13 protein-coding genes are annotated in these 16679 nt (G+C 38.4%); 11 read left to right on the top strand and 2 right to left on the bottom strand.

The annotated features are described in order from the left end of the window. Window positions 1-479: 479 nt before the first annotated feature. Both AT864_RS13000 and AT864_RS13005 read left to right on the top strand, forming a co-directional pair. Window positions 480-1217 (top strand): hypothetical protein, encoded by a 738-nt coding sequence (locus AT864_RS13000; RefSeq protein ID WP_066149476.1) that lies wholly within the window; start codon window positions 480-482, stop codon window positions 1215-1217. Between the two features lie 27 nt (window positions 1218-1244). After that, window positions 1245-2642: a S41 family peptidase gene (locus tag AT864_RS13005; protein WP_066149479.1), complete on the top strand. Its 1398-nt coding sequence runs from the start codon at window positions 1245-1247 to the stop codon at window positions 2640-2642. A gap of 104 nt (window positions 2643-2746) precedes the next feature. On the opposite strand, the gene AT864_RS13010 is transcribed toward AT864_RS13005, so the two are convergent. Continuing rightward, a complete protein-coding gene (locus tag AT864_RS13010) occupies window positions 2747-3631 on the bottom strand; it encodes an accessory Sec system S-layer assembly protein (protein WP_066149482.1) in 885 nt (294 codons plus the stop codon). Between the two features lie 19 nt (window positions 3632-3650). After that, entirely contained in the window at window positions 3651-6020 is a 2370-nt protein-coding gene (secA2, locus tag AT864_RS13015; RefSeq protein ID WP_066149485.1) for an accessory Sec system translocase SecA2, read from the bottom strand. Between the two features lie 218 nt (window positions 6021-6238). Between secA2 and AT864_RS13020 the strand changes: the two genes are divergently transcribed. The 9 genes from AT864_RS13020 (at window position 6239) to AT864_RS13060 (ending at window position 16673) form a co-directional block, all read left to right on the top strand. Next, window positions 6239-7321 (top strand): glycosyltransferase family 4 protein, encoded by a 1083-nt coding sequence (locus AT864_RS13020; protein ID WP_066149488.1) that lies wholly within the window; start codon window positions 6239-6241, stop codon window positions 7319-7321. 182 nt (window positions 7322-7503) lie between these two features. Next, window positions 7504-8619 carry a DegT/DnrJ/EryC1/StrS aminotransferase family protein gene (locus tag AT864_RS13025; RefSeq protein WP_066149491.1) on the top strand — a complete coding sequence of 372 codons (1116 nt, stop codon included), beginning with the start codon at window positions 7504-7506 and terminating at the stop codon, window positions 8617-8619. A gap of 281 nt (window positions 8620-8900) precedes the next feature. Then, entirely contained in the window at window positions 8901-9626 is a 726-nt protein-coding gene (locus AT864_RS13030; RefSeq protein ID WP_156450542.1) for a lipopolysaccharide biosynthesis protein, read from the top strand. Beyond that, complete coding sequence (locus tag AT864_RS13035; protein ID WP_066149497.1) at window positions 9623-10636, top strand: Gfo/Idh/MocA family protein; 1014 nt, start codon at window positions 9623-9625, stop codon at window positions 10634-10636. The genes AT864_RS13030 and AT864_RS13035 overlap by 4 nt, the downstream gene beginning before the upstream one ends. Before the next feature lie 18 nt (window positions 10637-10654). Continuing rightward, complete coding sequence (locus AT864_RS13040; protein WP_066149500.1) at window positions 10655-11968, top strand: nucleotide sugar dehydrogenase; 1314 nt, start codon at window positions 10655-10657, stop codon at window positions 11966-11968. Between the two features lie 30 nt (window positions 11969-11998). Then, window positions 11999-12730: an acyltransferase gene (locus AT864_RS13045; protein WP_066149503.1), complete on the top strand. Its 732-nt coding sequence runs from the start codon at window positions 11999-12001 to the stop codon at window positions 12728-12730. Further along, window positions 12731-14161 (top strand): lipopolysaccharide biosynthesis protein, encoded by a 1431-nt coding sequence (locus AT864_RS13050; RefSeq protein WP_066149506.1) that lies wholly within the window; start codon window positions 12731-12733, stop codon window positions 14159-14161. Window positions 14162-14208: 47 nt separating this feature from the next. Continuing rightward, window positions 14209-15267, top strand: coding sequence for a non-hydrolyzing UDP-N-acetylglucosamine 2-epimerase (gene wecB, locus AT864_RS13055; protein ID WP_066149507.1), 1059 nt, complete (start codon window positions 14209-14211; stop codon window positions 15265-15267). Window positions 15268-15281: 14 nt separating this feature from the next. Next, window positions 15282-16673 (top strand): O-antigen polymerase, encoded by a 1392-nt coding sequence (locus AT864_RS13060; protein ID WP_066149510.1) that lies wholly within the window; start codon window positions 15282-15284, stop codon window positions 16671-16673. Window positions 16674-16679: the final 6 nt, after the last annotated feature.

Raw genomic sequence — 16679 nt, forward strand, 5'->3', positions numbered from 1 at the left:
TGTCCATAGGCTTCATCCTTTATATTGGATTTGGACAGGGACCACCTGTACCATCCATTATAAAGGATTTTTTATGGACTTTTTTCAATTCGGAATTTTCGAATTAAATTAATGCAACGCTAGTGATACATTATTTATTATAAAGAAATAAATGGTATAATTTCCATATCATTTTAAAAACTTAGTTTGCATTTTGTTTTTATACTTTACTTATTTGTTCATTCATCATATACGGCCAATTTAGAAAGGAGTATATGTGAAAGTAGAGAGTTTTAGGAGCTTGCTCCATTTTCAAACAAGCAATAAATAGGTTGAAAATTGAGTCTATATATTATGTAATACCCAATTTTCCACATTGTTTTTTACAAAAACAACAAATATCGATGAGGAATTTTCTATAATTTTACTATACTTATTGAAGTAGGATTAAAAAGTCTATTAAAATGGAGGTACATTCTAGTAAATAGTAGGTGAATTGAATGCAAAAAGCAAAGATGGGGATTAGATGGTTAACAGTGTTGTTGGTAATTTTGGGATTTAGTGTTATGTTGTTGCCGGGACAAACAAAAGCAGCATCTGTTCAATCAAGCGTAGAAAAGCTAGAGCGTGACGTAAAGCAGTTGGAGAAAACAATCCATGCCACTACACTAGACAAACCTTACAATCTCTACAATCAGACAAAAAAGAGCTATAGTCAAGCGCAAAAAGAAGTTGCTCAATTGAAGGATGGATCGGTAAAGCGACATTACATTCAACGAATTGATTCTGCTTATCGTACGATTCAGAAAGCTGCATATTATATTAGTGCAATTGAAGGTGGAGAAAGGTTAATAGTGCTGAAATTGCGCATTGACCATGCGCTTTCTTCCGGAGATGTGTATACAGTTTATAGCTCTTATCCTCCTTTTATGAATCAGTTGAAAAAGACAGAAACTCTCGTTCAAAAAGTTAGTGATCCAACAGTTCAAAAAAAAATGATGGAAACGTTCCTGCGGTCTGCTGAAATAACCAAACAGCGAGTTTTTTTTCCAATCAATATTATGTTTGCTTTTGATCGCATCATTGAAGCATATGACCAAGACGACATTGAAAAGGCGGAACGTCTACTGGCTTTATGTGAGAAATGGCTGTCGAATGTAAAGGATGTTAATGTAAAAAAGGAATTGAGTTATTATTTGGAAGATCTTAAAGCACCTAAAGTTCTTGATGTGCAATAAAAACCTTGTGGAAGAAGGGGAACGATAATGCGAAAAAGCGTGAGGAATTTTTTAATTCTTTTTATTTTTTTATTTCCTTTAGCTATATCAGCATGGAATGTCTCAGCCAATACCAATTCTGCTCTCGATCAGGTTCGCCAATATATTCGGGAATATTATGTAGATCAAGTGAGCGAAGAAATTTTGAAGGAACCGACTCCGCAAGAAATTGTGCAGCATTTGGATCAATATTCAGCCTACATGACAGCAGAAGAATATCAGCAATTTCTTGATTCGGTTAATATGGAGTTTGTTGGGATAGGAATTGAGATAGGAGAGGATCCAGGAGGAATCAAGGTTCTCTCTGTTTTGAAAGATGGACCAGCAGCCAAGGCGGGTCTACTTGCGGGAGATGTGATAACAGAAGTGGACGGTCAGTCAGTATCGGGGCACGTGCAAGAACAAGCGACCATATTACTTACTGGACAAGAGGGAACAACGGTGCAGCTCAAGGTGTTTCGTCTGTCAACGAATGAAGAACTGACTTTAAATGTGACACGTGAAAAAATTGATTGGCCAAACGTGGAGTTTGCTAAATTAGCGGGAAATATTGGGTATATCCGTCTTTATAGTTTTGATAATGAATCAGTAAAAGATATGGAACAAGCCATTCGTTGCCTTTCTGGAGTAAAGGGCTGGATTTTTGATTTACGTGACAATCCAGGAGGATATGTCGATGCTGCCCAGCAAATTCTTGGTTTTTTCCCGAATGTAAGTAAAGCGTTTCAACTACGTGACCGTTCGAATCAGCCAAAATTGTATGCATCGATTCCGCAGTCTATTAAAATGAAAGGGCCTATTAGTGTGTTGGTAAATTCTTTAAGTGCCAGTGCTTCAGAAATGCTGGCAGCGGCAGTTAAAGACCAGAGGGCAGCTACATTATATGGTCAGCAAACATTTGGAAAAGGGTCGATGCAGCAAATTTTTGAATTATCGGATGGAAGTGTATTGAAATTAACGGTTGCCCGTTTTTTCTCACCGAGCGGAACAAGAATTCATGATGTTGGGGTCAAGCCGAATGTGGTGACCGCTGTCAATAAGGAGCTGGCTGCAGCACATCATGATTTGATTGTTAAACAGTTAGATGCATATCAATCATTGGGTAAATTACGGAATGTTCCGATTAATAAAATGTTTACTATTAAATTTTCACGTCATCTGTCAATCAGTGATATTAGTAAGCTTGGAATCAAATTGTATGAGCTTGGAGGACAAGAAATCCCTGTGACAGTAAAAGTAAACAAGGGAACGGAGCTTATGATTAAGCCCAATCGTTTGCTAACAAAAGGAAGTTCTTATATATTGGTTGTGCCACCAACCGTTAAAAGTAAAGAAGGAATTGCGATGAAGAAAGGTCTTTTTTTAGAATTTAGTGTGGCTAAATAGAACAACAGATGATGAAAGAAGCTGGTCAGCTTGTTCGTTTATTCAAAACGAAATGAAACAAAGGAATTTCTCCAAGAGAGACGTTCCTTTGTTTCGAACTGTTATTAAGAATGATAAGGGTATATTCTCCACTTGCTTAAATCCATATCTTCTTTCAGCAAACGACTGGATGGAAAAATAAAAGTCCAAGGCTTACTTGTATTTGCTTTTATTTCAAAATGCTCAAAATAAAAAGATCCTTTACATATGATCTCTCCAGAGGCATCTTCAACAGCAAGAGGAATTTGCGCAAGTTGAATGTTATGGTCACTACCGTTACGGATTAGTAATGTGACGACTAAATCCCGCTGTTCACTAATTTTAGCTTCTAATCCTGTGAAATTAATTTCTCTAGAAGAAAGAGGGGGCATAGTTTCGAGAATTTTTTGCAAATGTTCCCGTTGCTGCTTCGACAGCGCTTGTTCCCAGCTTTCTGCTAAATCAAGTCGATGTTCTTGTGGTTTTGATCTTTGCTTGAGCTCAAAAGCGATCTTCCATCCTTTTTCTGGAATATTATCAACTAACTTGTCTTCCGATGAAAAAAGAAATCGCCATGGTCTAGCTGCCATTGGTGGTAATTCTCCAAAATGTTCCATTTCAAATGTTCGCTTGGCAATGGCTTGATTATCTTTATCTAAAAGTAACAACGTAATCTGTTCAAAGCGAACAGGATTTGGTAGCGTGCTTCGCAAAAAAGCGACAACCACAAATCCCTCGTTGTAGTTTATCAATTTCATCCCTGAAATGGAAATTTGATTAGGTTTTAGAACTGGAAGCTGTTGGTGATGAAACAGATATACATATTTTTCTTGTGGTGATAAATCCCAATCTGGATGAAAGGACAAAGTTGTTCTCATTTCATTTGATATGTGCTCTTCATTTTTTTTGGGTAGCGATGAAGAATGAAGAGATATAGAATGCTCACCGATTGTTTTTTTTCTAAAAATCATCTGAACATCTCCTCCTTAATTAATGACCATCTAATTCAAACTGGTTTTTGATAGAATTCATAGAGTGAATCGCAATATGTGCTTGAATATCTTGCTGGAGGCGAACAAATTCATGAAATGCTTCGATTTCGAACAGTCGGTAAGGATCTTCCTGACCGTATCCGCGCAAATGAATACCGTCTTTAATATTTGTGATTGTATCGAGATGGCGAATCCAATTTGAATCAATCCCTTGAATCATAAGCTGACGCAATTGTGAAAGGAACTCAGTATCTTCTTTGAGTGCCATTAAGTTCGTTTGTAATCTCTCATATTCTTCTAGCACTATGTTTTTAATCTGTTCTTTTTCTAAATCCTTAAAGTCATCTATCGTTTTATTGAAGTGTAAAAAGACAAGCGATAGCTCGTTATAAAGGCCTTTAATGTTCCATTCTTCATAAAAGACATCAGGCAAACAATATTTTTCAATCGTTTGGATTAAATAATTCTTAATATAATGAAACAATTCGCTCATGATTTCTTCCTGTTCACAAGCTAAAATGCGATCGCGCATTTGATAAATAATTTTACTTTGCCGATCAATCACCGTATCAAGTTTTAACAAGTGGGCTCGTGCTGAATGATGAGCGTGCTCCACTGTTTCTTGAACTTTTCTGACAAATTTAATCGGATCAGGTGAGATGATAAGTCCCTCCTCATTTGTTTTTATTTTGCTCATCCACTTTTCCAATTCCTCTTTATCATATGATTTAAACAGTTCATCTTCTAATGAAATGATGAATTGGGAAGAACCTGGATCGCCTTGGCGCCCTGCACGGCCACGAAGCTGCATATCGATGCGGTTGCTTTCATGTCGTTCGGTTCCGATAATATGTAATCCGCCAATTTCGGCTACTCCTTCTCCCAATAAAATATCAGTTCCCCGTCCAGCCATATTGGTCGCGAGCATCACTTGTCCTTTTTGGCCGGCAAGAGCAATAATACGTGCTTCATCCTCTTCTGTTTTCGCGTTTAAAATTTGATGATTCACTCCGTGTCTCGTTAAATATTGTGATAAGCGTTCAGATTGGGCGATTGATGTTGTGCCAATTAAGACCGGTCGGCCCATATCATGCATTTTTTTAACTTCTCTAACAATTTTGTTGGCCTTAGCTTCATATGTGCGATAAACAAGATCTTCCATATCGACACGACGACGAGGCCTATTTGTTGGAATGGAAATGACATGAAGACGATAGGTGTCCCAAAATTCGTCTTTAGAAGGAGTTGCACTTCCTGTCATACCGCAAAGTGTTTCGTACATCCGAAAATAATTTTGAACCGTAATCGTTGCTTGAACATCGTTTTCTTCAGTGATTTCGACGCCTTCTTTTGCTTCGATGGCTTGATGCAATCCATCGCTAAATGTGCGCCCTTCCATAATTCGTCCAGTAAACTGGTCGACAAGAAGTACTTTTCCGTCTTTAACTATATAGTCAACATCACGTTTCATGATGGCAAAAGCGCGTAATGACTGCATGATATTATGCAAAAGCGCTTGATGCTCAGCATCGTATAAATTTCCAATGCCAAAGGCTTGTTCAATTTTCAGAGCGCCTGTCTCTGTCAAGAAAATTTGCTTTACTTCTGGATATAATTCATAATCTTCTTCGACTTTGAAATGTTTAATAATTTGGGCTGTAATTTTAAATAATTCGGCTCCAGTGCTTGATTTGTTCGCAATAATGAGAGGCGTTCGTGCTTCGTCAATTAAAATGCTATCAATTTCATCTACAATCGCATAATAAAGCTGGCGCTGTACTTTGTTACGACTATCATATACCATATTGTCACGAAGATAATCGAAGCCAAATTCTGTTCCAGTTCCATATGTGATATCCGCCTTATACGCCTCTTTTTTTTGCTGTGTGGACATCTCTGAAATGTTTAATCCTACTGTTAGTCCCAGAAAGTTAAAGACTTTTCCCATTTGTTCGTAGTCTCGACGCGCTAAGTATTCATTGGCGGTGATAATATGCGCTCCTTTTCCCTCAAGAGAACGCAAATAGCTCGGTAGTGTGGCAACTAGTGTTTTTCCTTCTCCTGTTTGCATTTCGGCAATGTTTCCTTCGTACAAAACAAAGCCGCCCATCAACTGCACATCATAATGACGCAAGCCTAGTACGCGTTTGGAAGCTTCCCGTACCACTGCGAACGCTTCAATTTTTAAATCATCAAGCGTTTTTCCTTGATTGAGTCGCTGCTTAAAATCGTCCGTTTTTGCTCTTAATTGCTCGTCAGTTAAAGAAGAGATTGTTGGTTCTAGCTCATTTACTTGCTGAACGAGCTTTTGAAGCTTTTTTATATCACGAGCGCTTTCGTTAAATAATTCTTTCACTTTTATGAACATGTTTCTCTCTCCTACCTAAATTCATTCCTAAGACGCATTATAACATACTATGACAAAAATCAGCTGCTTCAGATGATATAAGGAAAAAAATACAAAATTCTATGATCTCATCCAAACTTACCTAATGTTTTGTTAAAAAAAAGATTGATTTACGTGACTGATGTGGTAACATAAAAATGATGTGTAACTATTAATCCTGTGCTAAAGGTGATTCATTTATGAATATGCAAGCAGTTCTGGCGTTTTTTGCCTCGTTTTTAACCGTTATTGCAGTAACGCCTCTTGTGATAAAATTTGCGATTAAAATCGGTGCTATTGATAAGCCAAATGAGCGAAAAGTTCATAAGCGGGTAATGCCTCGTCTCGGGGGATTAGCGATTTTTATTGGCGTCATTGTTGGCTATTTTGTTGGTGGAATTTATAATGAACAAGTAACAGGCATCACAGTAGGTGCTATTCTTATTGTGCTTATTGGCATGTTAGATGATTTGTATGAACTGTCCCCAAAAATGAAACTTTTGGGTCAGCTTGTTGTAGCAGGATTAGTTGTCGCTTCAGGATTGAAAGTGGAGTTGTTGAATATCCCATTTATAGGAAAATTTGATGTTGGGCTCTGGAGTTATCCTATTACTGTTTTTTGGATTGTCGGGATTACAAACGCAATTAATTTAATTGATGGTTTGGACGGTTTGTCTGCGGGTATTTCTGCAATTGGAATAGCTACTATTGCGGTGTTGGCAGGCATGGCGGACAAGGTGCTTATTTTGACGCTATCCCTTATTATATTAGGCAGTATTATCGGATTTTTATTCTATAATTTCCATCCGGCGAAAATTTTTATGGGAGATACGGGTGCCTTGTTTTTAGGATATGCTATTTCAGTGTTGTCGCTTCTGGGACTATATAAGAGTGTCACTTTATTTAGTTTTGTGGTACCTGTGATTATTCTTGGTGTACCGATTTTTGATACTACATTTGCTATTATTCGCCGGATTGTCAACAAAAAGCCTATCTCTGCTCCAGATAAATCACACTTGCACCACCGCTTATTAGCGCTTGGATTTTCTCATCGCAATACGGTGTTATTAATTTATTGTTTTGGTATTATGTTTGGGGGAAGTGCGATTTTATTTTCGTCCTCAACCCTATGGCAGTCAATTTTAATTTTGTTTGGGCTGCTTATTTTGGGTGAGGTTTTGGCAGAGCTAATTGGGCTTGTTAATGAGCAATATAAGCCTTTCATGACATTGATCCGCAAATTAATTCGCAGCGGCAGAAAAGTATATAGCGATCATCAGTAGATGTGTGAAGTGGGGAAGTTGGCCGTTTGTGTCTGTTGAAGGTGCAAACGGTTTTTTCAGGTCATGTGAATAAAGAGATATACGAATTTTGTCAAAAAAGATCACAATATAAACGGAAAAATGTGATAAACTAAAACGTGTTATATGATTGCACACCAAACATTTTAGTGGAGGAATTTCATATGAAAGTACCAATGTTGGATTTAAGCGAGCAATATCAGCGTTTAAAACCAGAAATGTTAAAAGTATTAGATGAAGTCATGAGCTCGTCGCGTTTTATTTTGGGAGATCATGTAAAAAAATTAGAAAGTGATATCGCTGCTTATAGCAATGTCAAACACGGAATTGGTTGTGGAAACGGTAGCGATGCCATACATATAGCGTTACAAGCAGCAGGTGTCGGGCCTGGGGATGAAGTGATTACAACAGCATTTACTTTTTTTGCAACAGGAGGAGCCATTGTTCGTGCAGGAGCAACACCAGTATTTATCGATATTGATCCTGTAACGTTCAACCTTGACCCATCTAAAATTGAAGAAGCAATTACTGAAAAAACGAAGGCGATCCTTCCTGTTCATTTATATGGTCAAATGGTAGATATGGATCCGATTGTTGAGATCGCGAAAGAACATGGACTGGTAATTATTGAAGATGCCGCACAGGCAATTGGAGCGAAATATAAAGATAAAAATGTCGGTGAATTGGGGACGGCAGCAACATATAGTTTTTTCCCTACAAAGAATTTAGGAGCATATGGAGACGGAGGAATGATTGTCACCAATGATGATGATATCGCTGAAAGATGCCGTGTCATTCGTGTTCATGGCAGTAAGCCGAAATATTATCACCATATATTAGGATACAATAGTCGTCTTGATGAGATGCAAGCGGCGATTTTAAACGTCAAATTTCCTCATTTAAGTGAGTGGTCTAAATTAAGACGAGAAAGGGCAGCTATATATACACATTTATTGCAAGAAATGCTTGGTGATATCGTAATTACACCAGTCGAAGCTGAAGGACGATATCATGTGTTTCATCAATATACGATTCGAGTACCGGAGCGTAATGAGTTACAGGCATTTCTACAAGAGAATGGAGTGGCAACGATGGTGTACTATCCACTTCCATTGCATTTACAGCCTGTATTTAAAGAGCTTGGATATAAAGAAGGCGACCTTCCTGAAGCGGAAAAAGCAGTAAAAGAAGCCGTATCACTACCGATGTTCCCAGAACTGAAAATGGAGCAGCAGGAGTATGTGGTGAGCAAAATCGCTGAGTTTTATAAGAAACGATGAGTGTATGTTAGCCAATTTTATTTAAAAATCTATAATCATATGGTAAGCACAAGCTTTGTATAGCATACCCTGTCGTCGGCATTTAAATGCAGGGAGATTGCAGGAAACGAGCCGATAATAGAACTGTATGAACGGATTTTTAAATTGGTTAACCAGTATGCCTGATAAGAAATAGTAAAAATAGAAAACGTCGCCGCTTTTGTGCAGGGGGCGTTTTCTTACTGAATGTATATGATTTGGTAATTAGGCGTGATTAGATTATGATAAGGATGGTGGGCTTTTTGACAAACGACAAACAAAGATTTGTTTTGTATGAGTACTTGTTATACTTTTGGAACAAGAAACTATTTTTCTGTATTATTCCACCGATTATAGCGTTGACAGCACTTTTAAGTGTGCATTTGATCTTAAATGATGCAAAATATACGGGTAAAGCCTTGGTGTTTACAGGGAGAGTGAATTTGAAAGATTTAACAAATCCGGATAATATTATAGCAAAATTCCCTAATATAAAGAGTAATGTCGATATTGATGTAACAGAGGAGAAATATGTGAAAATTACAGTCAAAGGTAATGATAAAACAAAGGTACAAAACGATCTTCATTATATCGTTGCACATTATAACCAACAGCTGCAAGATCATTCTCAAAATCGGTTAGATGTGACAATGGAACAGATGAAAGAATACAACGACCTTATTAAAAAGATTCGATCAGTAATCGAAGATACCGATGAAAAGATCGGAACAACAGTTACTGACACAAATGTAATAAACAGCCAGAGTGAGCTGCTTGTTACATTAACAGATTTGACAAAAAAAGTAAATAATATGAAAAGTGATTTAATTTTCTATGAAAAGCCTTCTGTTTTGTCGGAAACGGTTGCTCTATCTAAGAGTTATGTAAAAGAAGCAGTCGCGAGTGGGCTTGTACTCGGAATATTTCTGACTTTTATGCTGCTTACTTTAATGAAGTATGTGTCTGATGCTAGGAGGTACTATCAATGATTAAATTTGCGATTGTTGGTATGGGACACATCGCCAAAAAGCATATTGAAGCGATTGAAAATGCCGAAGGAGCTGTGTTGGCTGCTGTGTGTGATACAAATCCAGAACGTCTAACCGGATTTCCAGGCACAGTGAAAACATATACGGATTTAGCAACTATGCTAAGGGAGAATGAAGACATTGAGGTGGTCAATATATGCGTGCCTTCAGGTTTACATGCAGTGTTGACGCAAGTAGTTGCAGAGCATAAGCGGCATATTATCGTCGAAAAGCCGATGGCATTAAAAGTAGAGGATGCTGAAAAAATGATCAGAACAGCTAAGGAGAATGGCGTAAAGCTAGCTGTTGTTCATCCCAACCGCTTTCGTCCGGCAATTCAAAAATTAAAAGAAAAAATGGAGCAAGGTGCTTTTGGAAAGCTGAGTCATGCCAATGCGACTGTGCGCTGGAATCGTAATCAAGCCTATTATGATCAAGCTGCTTGGCGCGGCACTAAAGAATTTGATGGCGGTGTATTGATGAATCAAGCGATCCATGATTTAGATTTAATGCTTTGGTTTATGGGGCCGGTAGAGGCTGTGCAAGCGATGGCAGCTACAAGATTAAGAAAGATTGAAACAGAGGATGTCGCAGTCGCGGTAGTTCAATTTAAAAATGGGGCGCTTGGTGTGATTGAGGCAGCGACGACCATTTATCCAAAAAATCTAGAAGAATCGATTGCGATTTTTGGAGAAAAGGCATCGGTGAAAATCAGTGGCCGAACGGCTAACTTTATTGAGACATGGGACATGGAAGGAGTAACTGAAGAAGAAAAAGAAAAATTGATTGAAGAAATCAAGCATGATCCATTCGGAAAACCAGGTCATCAATGCATTATCGAAGACATGGTGCAGGCGATTCAGGAAGATCGGGAACCGATTGTGACAGGAGAAGATGGACTTGCGCCAGTGAAGCTTATTTCAGCTATTTTAGAATCAGCTGAAACAGGAAAAAGAATTACACTATCGTAACGAAAGGAAAGATTCGTGATGAATTATTATGAACAGTTGTTAAGAAAAATTGAAAATAAAGAAGCAGTTATTGGTGTAGTGGGATTAGGATACGTCGGCTTACCTCTTGCAGTTGAAAAAGCAAAAGCTGGTTTTAAAGTGATCGGATTTGATATTCAACAAAGTCGGGTTGATCAAGTGAATAATGGAATCAACTATATTGGTGATGTGGTAGATGAGGACTTACATGATATGATCAAACTCGGATATTTACAAGCAACGACTGACTATGCGCGCATTGCTGAAGTGGACGCTGTAGCTATTGCTGTTCCGACACCGCTTGATGAGCATCATCAGCCAGATACGTCCTATGTAGAAAGTTCAGCTAATGAAATTGCTAAATATGCCCATGAAGGGATGTTGGTTGTTCTTGAATCGACAACATACCCTGGTACAACAGAAGAAATTGTGAAACCAGCGCTTGAGGAAAAAGGATTAGTGGTCGGAGAAACTGTATTTGTTGCTTATTCTCCTGAACGGGTAGATCCAGGGAATAAAGTGTTTAAAACAAAAAATACACCAAAAGTAGTTGGTGGAGTGACTCAAAAATGCACGAAAGTTGCCGCGTCTCTTTATCGTTCGGTGCTTGAAGGAGATGTGTACGAGGTATCCAGTCCAGCTGTTGCGGAAATGGAGAAAATTTTTGAAAATACGTTCCGTCATATTAATATTGCTCTTGTTAATGAAATGGCGATTTTGTGTGAACGTATGGGAATTGATGTGTGGGAAGTGATTGAAGCGGCTAAGACGAAGCCATATGGTTTTATGGCGTTTTATCCAGGTCCGGGCTTGGGCGGACATTGCATCCCTATTGATCCATTCTATTTAACATGGAAAGCTCGTGAATATAATTATCATACCCGTTTAATTGAGCTTGCTGGAGAGATTAATAATGCGATGCCAGAGTATGTCATTCATCGTACAATGCACATTTTAAATGAGGAAGGCAAAGCGTTACGTGGTTCAAAAGTGGCGGTATTGGGAGTGGCTTATAAAAAAGATATTGATGATGTGCGAGAATCCCCAGTGCTAAAAATTGTGGAACTGCTTGAGCAAAATGGAGCAGAGTTTAAAGTGGTGGATCCTTATGTACCATCTTTTCGCTCTTGCAATCGTGTGATAGAAACGGTAGCATTAACACCAGAGCTGCTTCAGGAATCAGATATTGTGTTAATTACAACTGACCATTCAAATTTTGATTATGAAATGATTGCACAAAATAGTTCGGTTATTTTTGATACACGTAACGCACTTAAAAATGTTGACAAGCCAAATAAATATGTGAAATTATAATCCAATTATTTTATGAAGAGGGGGACCAAAATGAATATGATCCATCCTTCCGTTGTACTGGATAAAACGGTAGAAGTCGGTTATTTTACGGTAATTGAAAAGGATGTAAAGATTGGTAAAAATGTAAAAATTGGAAATAGAGTAACGATTCACGAAGGCACAGTTATCGGCGAAGGAACGACAATTGATGATGGAGCGGTGCTTGGGAAACCACCAAAACCTGGAAAAACGAGTACAGTGAAACTAACAAGTGAGCTTCCAGCGCTTACAATTGGCGAAAATTGTACGATTGGGGCCAACGCGGTAATTTACCGCGGAGCGACGATTGGAGCGAATACGTTAATAGCAGACCTTGCAAGCGTACGGGAAAATGTGAAAATCGGCGAGTATGTCATTGTTGGACGCGGAGTGTGCGTTGAGAATTACGTAGAAATCGGAGATCGTACGAAAATTCAATCCAACTCTTATATCACTGCATATTCGACGCTAGAGGATCATGTTTTCATTGCTCCTTGTGTCACAACGACCAACGACAATTATATGGGCCGAACTGAAGAACGTTTTTCAAAAATTAAAGGGGCCATAATTAAGCGAGGTGCCCGTGTTGGTGGAGCATCGATCATTTTGCCTGGCATTACTGTTGCAGAAGAAACATTCGTTGCAGCAGGTGCACTTGTTACAAAAGACACGGAGCCGAAAACAGTTGTTAAAGGTCTTCCGGCAAAATTCAGCAAAATGGTTGATGAGCGGGAGTTGTTATAGTTGTTATCACAAATTAAGCGTTTAGGAGCGGATTCGCTCCTTTACGCATTCATGAACGTAGGGACAAAACTGATTGCTTTTGTGATGTTGCCGGTATATACGGACTTTTTATCGAGGACACAATACGGAATTGTCGATATTTTAGATCGGTGGACATCAATGCTGACGTTTCTTGTGATTTTTGGGACAGATTCGGCACTATCGTTTTATTATTACGAGACAAAGGATGAAAAAAAGCGGCTGTCGTATGTACAAAACGTCATGTATTTTCGGTTGTTTGTTGTCGCTGTTTTATTTTTGTTTGTAGTAGTAGCGGGGCCTTGGATTTCTGAGAGATTATTACGAAGCCCACATTATGTGGATTTATTGTATGTGAATTTGTTTACATTGCTCCTTGACACGATTTTTGTCGTTGCAACGACGGTGATGCGATTTGAATTTCAAACGAAAAAAGTCGTGTTGTTCACCGTTTTTAAAATGTTGCTTGTGGCAGTGCTTTCGTATGTTGGTTTAAAGTTTTTCTCACAAACTCCGGCTGGGATGTTTATGGGAAGGTTGATTAGCAGCGTTGTTATCTTCGTGCTCATGCTTCGCCTGACATGGAAATATTTAAAGTTTCGTATTGAATGGCCGGTTTTAAAAGAGCTGCTAGCATATGCGGCACCTTTAGCGCCTACATCGATCGCGTTTTGGGTTATCGCTAATTCAAGCACATTTTTTATTCAACATTTCGCCTCGCTTGCGGCTGTCGGGGTATTTGGAGTAGCGCTCCGTCTAGCGATGATGATTACCCTTGTCACAAGTGGCGTGCAAATGGCGTGGCGGCCGTATTCGATGTCTGTGAAAGATAAAAAGGATAGCCCATATATATTTGCGAAAATTTATATGGCGCTATTGCTTTTAGGTCTCGTCGGCGTTATGGTAATAGCGACAATTAGCCCATGGGTAATGAAGACGTTTTTTAAACCTGAGTATTATGAAGCGTACCAATATATTGCCTTTTTGTCGTGTGTCACATTTTTAAACTTCTATTATTTAATTATTTCCGTCGGTCTGTTCTTTAAAAAAGAAACCGGCTATATTACCCGTATATTTGCGATTGCAGCGCTTCTAAACATCGGCCTAAACTTGGTTCTTGTACCGTGCTTAGCTAGCTGGGGGGCGGTTATCGCGAATATGGTAACATACGTATTTGCTGTAATATTCATTTTCCAAAAGAGCCAACAAGTATACTATGTGCCAGTGTCATTTGCGAAAATGGCCTTTTTATTTGTTAGCATGGTAATTAGCACATCCGCTATTATCTATGTTCAAGAAAAGCAAATGAGCGTCTTATTTATTTTGTTAAGCTGGGCCTATTTTATTATTATGGCGCTTGTAAGCCGTGTCGATCGCGAGTTTCGCCGTCAGACGGCCTTGGGGGATTTGTGAAAGAATGGAAATGTTAAAGGTATAGTGATGTTAAAGGAGGATTCAAAATGAAAATTGTGACCGTTTTGGGAGCAAGACCGCAGTTTATTAAAGCCGCACCAGTGTCGCGCGTATTGCGAGAAAAACATACGGAAATTATTATTCATACAGGACAACATTATGATGCGAATATGTCAGATATCTTTTTTGAAGAATTAAATATTCCCAAACCGGATTATTATCTTGGAGTTGGCTCTGGCAGTCACGGAAAGCAAACAGGGGAAATGATGATTAAAATTGAAGAAATTGTATTGAAGGAACAACCAGACTATGTACTTGTATATGGCGATACGAATTCTACGCTGGCTGGAGCACTTGTAGCTGCCAAACTGCATATTCCGGTCATCCATGTGGAAGCAGGGTTGCGTAGTTTTAATAAAAAAATGCCAGAAGAAATTAATCGTATTATGACAGATCATGTATCGGAATTTTTGTTATGTCCAACGGATACCGCAGTAAAAAACTTGAAAAACGAGAACATTACACATAATGTCATTAACATTGGTGATGTGATGTATGATGCGGTTTTATATAATCAAGAACTAGCAACACAAAAATCAACCATTTTATCTGAACTTGGTCTAGTGGAGAAAACATATCATTTGATTACAATACATCGTGCGGAAAACACGGATGATATTCAAAAGATGCAAAATATTTTAGCGGCTTTTTCACAAATTGAGGATATGAAAATATGGCCGATTCATCCGCGTACGAAACATAAGCTTGAAACGTATGGGCTAGACATCAATGCTATTCCTAATTTGAAGGTAGTGGATCCTGTAGGCTATCTTGACATGCTGATGCTGGAAAGTCATGCGAAAAAGATTATTACAGATTCAGGCGGTGTGCAAAAAGAGGCGTATTTTATGAAAGTGCCATGTGTGACTGTGCGAGAGCAGACAGAGTGGGTAGAAACACTTGAGACAGAAGCAAATATTCTAGTTGGGACGGATGTAGAAAAAATCGTTACGGCAGTTAAGAAAGAGGTTTGTCCTGTATACGAAGACGTATTTGGAGACGGAAAAGCAGCTGAAAAAATCGTTGAGGCGATTGAGCGAACATAAAAGGGTGCATTCTTATGCTATATATATCTATTTGGCTGGTTATATTATTTTTGTCAACAGCATTGTTTCGTTATGTATCGGGGAGTTTGTCAATCGTAAAGCCGAATCTAGTATCTATCATCTACTATTATTCGTTGCTTGTTTCAAGCTTTGTCGGTTCGCTACTCATTGCGTTAGGAGTCGATCATTATTACATGACAGCTAAGCTGTTTAGGCCAGACGAGTATCGGGTCATTGGCTTTGTTGTTGTTTGTTTTGTGATGGTATTTTTGCCATTATCAATGCTTTTAGTGTCAAAATTATGTGGTTTTGAGGCACGAACAGAATTTTCTCGGTATTTGGAGAGGCCTGTTCAGCCTGTCACGAGCCGGTCAAATGAATTTTTTTATTGTTTTTCCGCTTTATCAGGATTCAGCATATTAGCGATTTTATATACAATTTGGAAAACTCCGCATGTTCCTATTTTCGCCCTGATAACAGGGCATGAGGAGATGAGTTTAGCGGAACTAAGGATTCAAGCTTCTCTGCATTTTAAAGGAAATATATTATTCCGTAATATTTTTGCGCTTTCGCTAACTCCTCTTCTGTCGTTAATGGCGTACATTTTTTCGGTGCTAACAAATGAGTTTAGGTGGAAAATATTGTTTTTTTTGTTGTTTATAGGAGCCTTGTTTGTCAATTTATATGATCTAGCTAAATCACCAATCTTTTTTTATCTGATTATGTTTTTGCTTGTGCGTATTTATATTGGAGAAACAAAACTCTCTGCTTTTAAAGTGATGGTCTATGGATTGGTTGGCGGTATTGTTCTTGTGGGCATGTATATTGTTATTCAAGGAGTGAATGATGTCGAATCATTTTTGGCTTATAACAAAGGACCAATTGGTCGCATCATTTTCGCACAAATTGCTCCAACATTTTTACACTTGAATTTATTTGGTGAAGTGCTGCCATTTTTATATGGAAGAAGTTTGCCATCTATTTTGACTGGTTTATTCGATATAGATAATGTTCGTTCGGCACGAATGGTAATGGCCCATGTATTTCCGGAACGAATTGAAGATGGAACAGGTGGCGTGCTCAATACGCTCTTTGTCGCTGAAGCATATGCGAATTTTGGATATTTAGGAATTATCATCGGCACACTTTATGTTGGGATTGTGATTCAACTGCTGTATATTTGCTTTCTTCGGTTGCCAAAAAATCCTATCTTTATAAGCCTGCTTGTGTATTTTTCAGTGAATATACCGCGCACGATTGTTGGGGGATTTACGGATTTTCTATTTAATCCAATCTGGATCTTGCTTGCAGTGCTATTTGGTGGAATGGTATTATTTTTGCGAGTGAAGGCGGATATATGGGTATTTTTAAAAGGCAGCCTATTAAAAAAATTCAATATTCGATGAGGGATC

The sequence above is a fragment of the Anoxybacillus sp. P3H1B genome (assembly GCF_001560855.1).
GTDB lineage: Bacteria > Bacillota > Bacilli > Bacillales > Anoxybacillaceae > Anoxybacteroides > Anoxybacteroides rupiense.

What these genes read in the sequence shown, in the direction of transcription:
- AT864_RS13000 (WP_066149476.1), top strand. Translation starts at nt 480, where the DNA reads ATGCAAAAAGCAAAGATGGGGATTAGATGGTTAACAGTGTTGTTGGTA.
- AT864_RS13005 (WP_066149479.1), top strand. Translation starts at nt 1,245, where the DNA reads ATGCGAAAAAGCGTGAGGAATTTTTTAATTCTTTTTATTTTTTTATTT.
- AT864_RS13010 (WP_066149482.1), bottom strand. Translation starts at nt 3,631, where the DNA reads ATGATTTTTAGAAAAAAAACAATCGGTGAGCATTCTATATCTCTTCAT.
- secA2 (WP_066149485.1), bottom strand. Translation starts at nt 6,020, where the DNA reads ATGTTCATAAAAGTGAAAGAATTATTTAACGAAAGCGCTCGTGATATA.
- AT864_RS13020 (WP_066149488.1), top strand. Translation starts at nt 6,239, where the DNA reads ATGAATATGCAAGCAGTTCTGGCGTTTTTTGCCTCGTTTTTAACCGTT.
- AT864_RS13025 (WP_066149491.1), top strand. Translation starts at nt 7,504, where the DNA reads ATGAAAGTACCAATGTTGGATTTAAGCGAGCAATATCAGCGTTTAAAA.
- AT864_RS13035 (WP_066149497.1), top strand. Translation starts at nt 9,623, where the DNA reads ATGATTAAATTTGCGATTGTTGGTATGGGACACATCGCCAAAAAGCAT.
- AT864_RS13040 (WP_066149500.1), top strand. Translation starts at nt 10,655, where the DNA reads ATGAATTATTATGAACAGTTGTTAAGAAAAATTGAAAATAAAGAAGCA.
- AT864_RS13045 (WP_066149503.1), top strand. Translation starts at nt 11,999, where the DNA reads ATGAATATGATCCATCCTTCCGTTGTACTGGATAAAACGGTAGAAGTC.
- wecB (WP_066149507.1), top strand. Translation starts at nt 14,209, where the DNA reads ATGAAAATTGTGACCGTTTTGGGAGCAAGACCGCAGTTTATTAAAGCC.
- AT864_RS13060 (WP_066149510.1), top strand. Translation starts at nt 15,282, where the DNA reads ATGCTATATATATCTATTTGGCTGGTTATATTATTTTTGTCAACAGCA.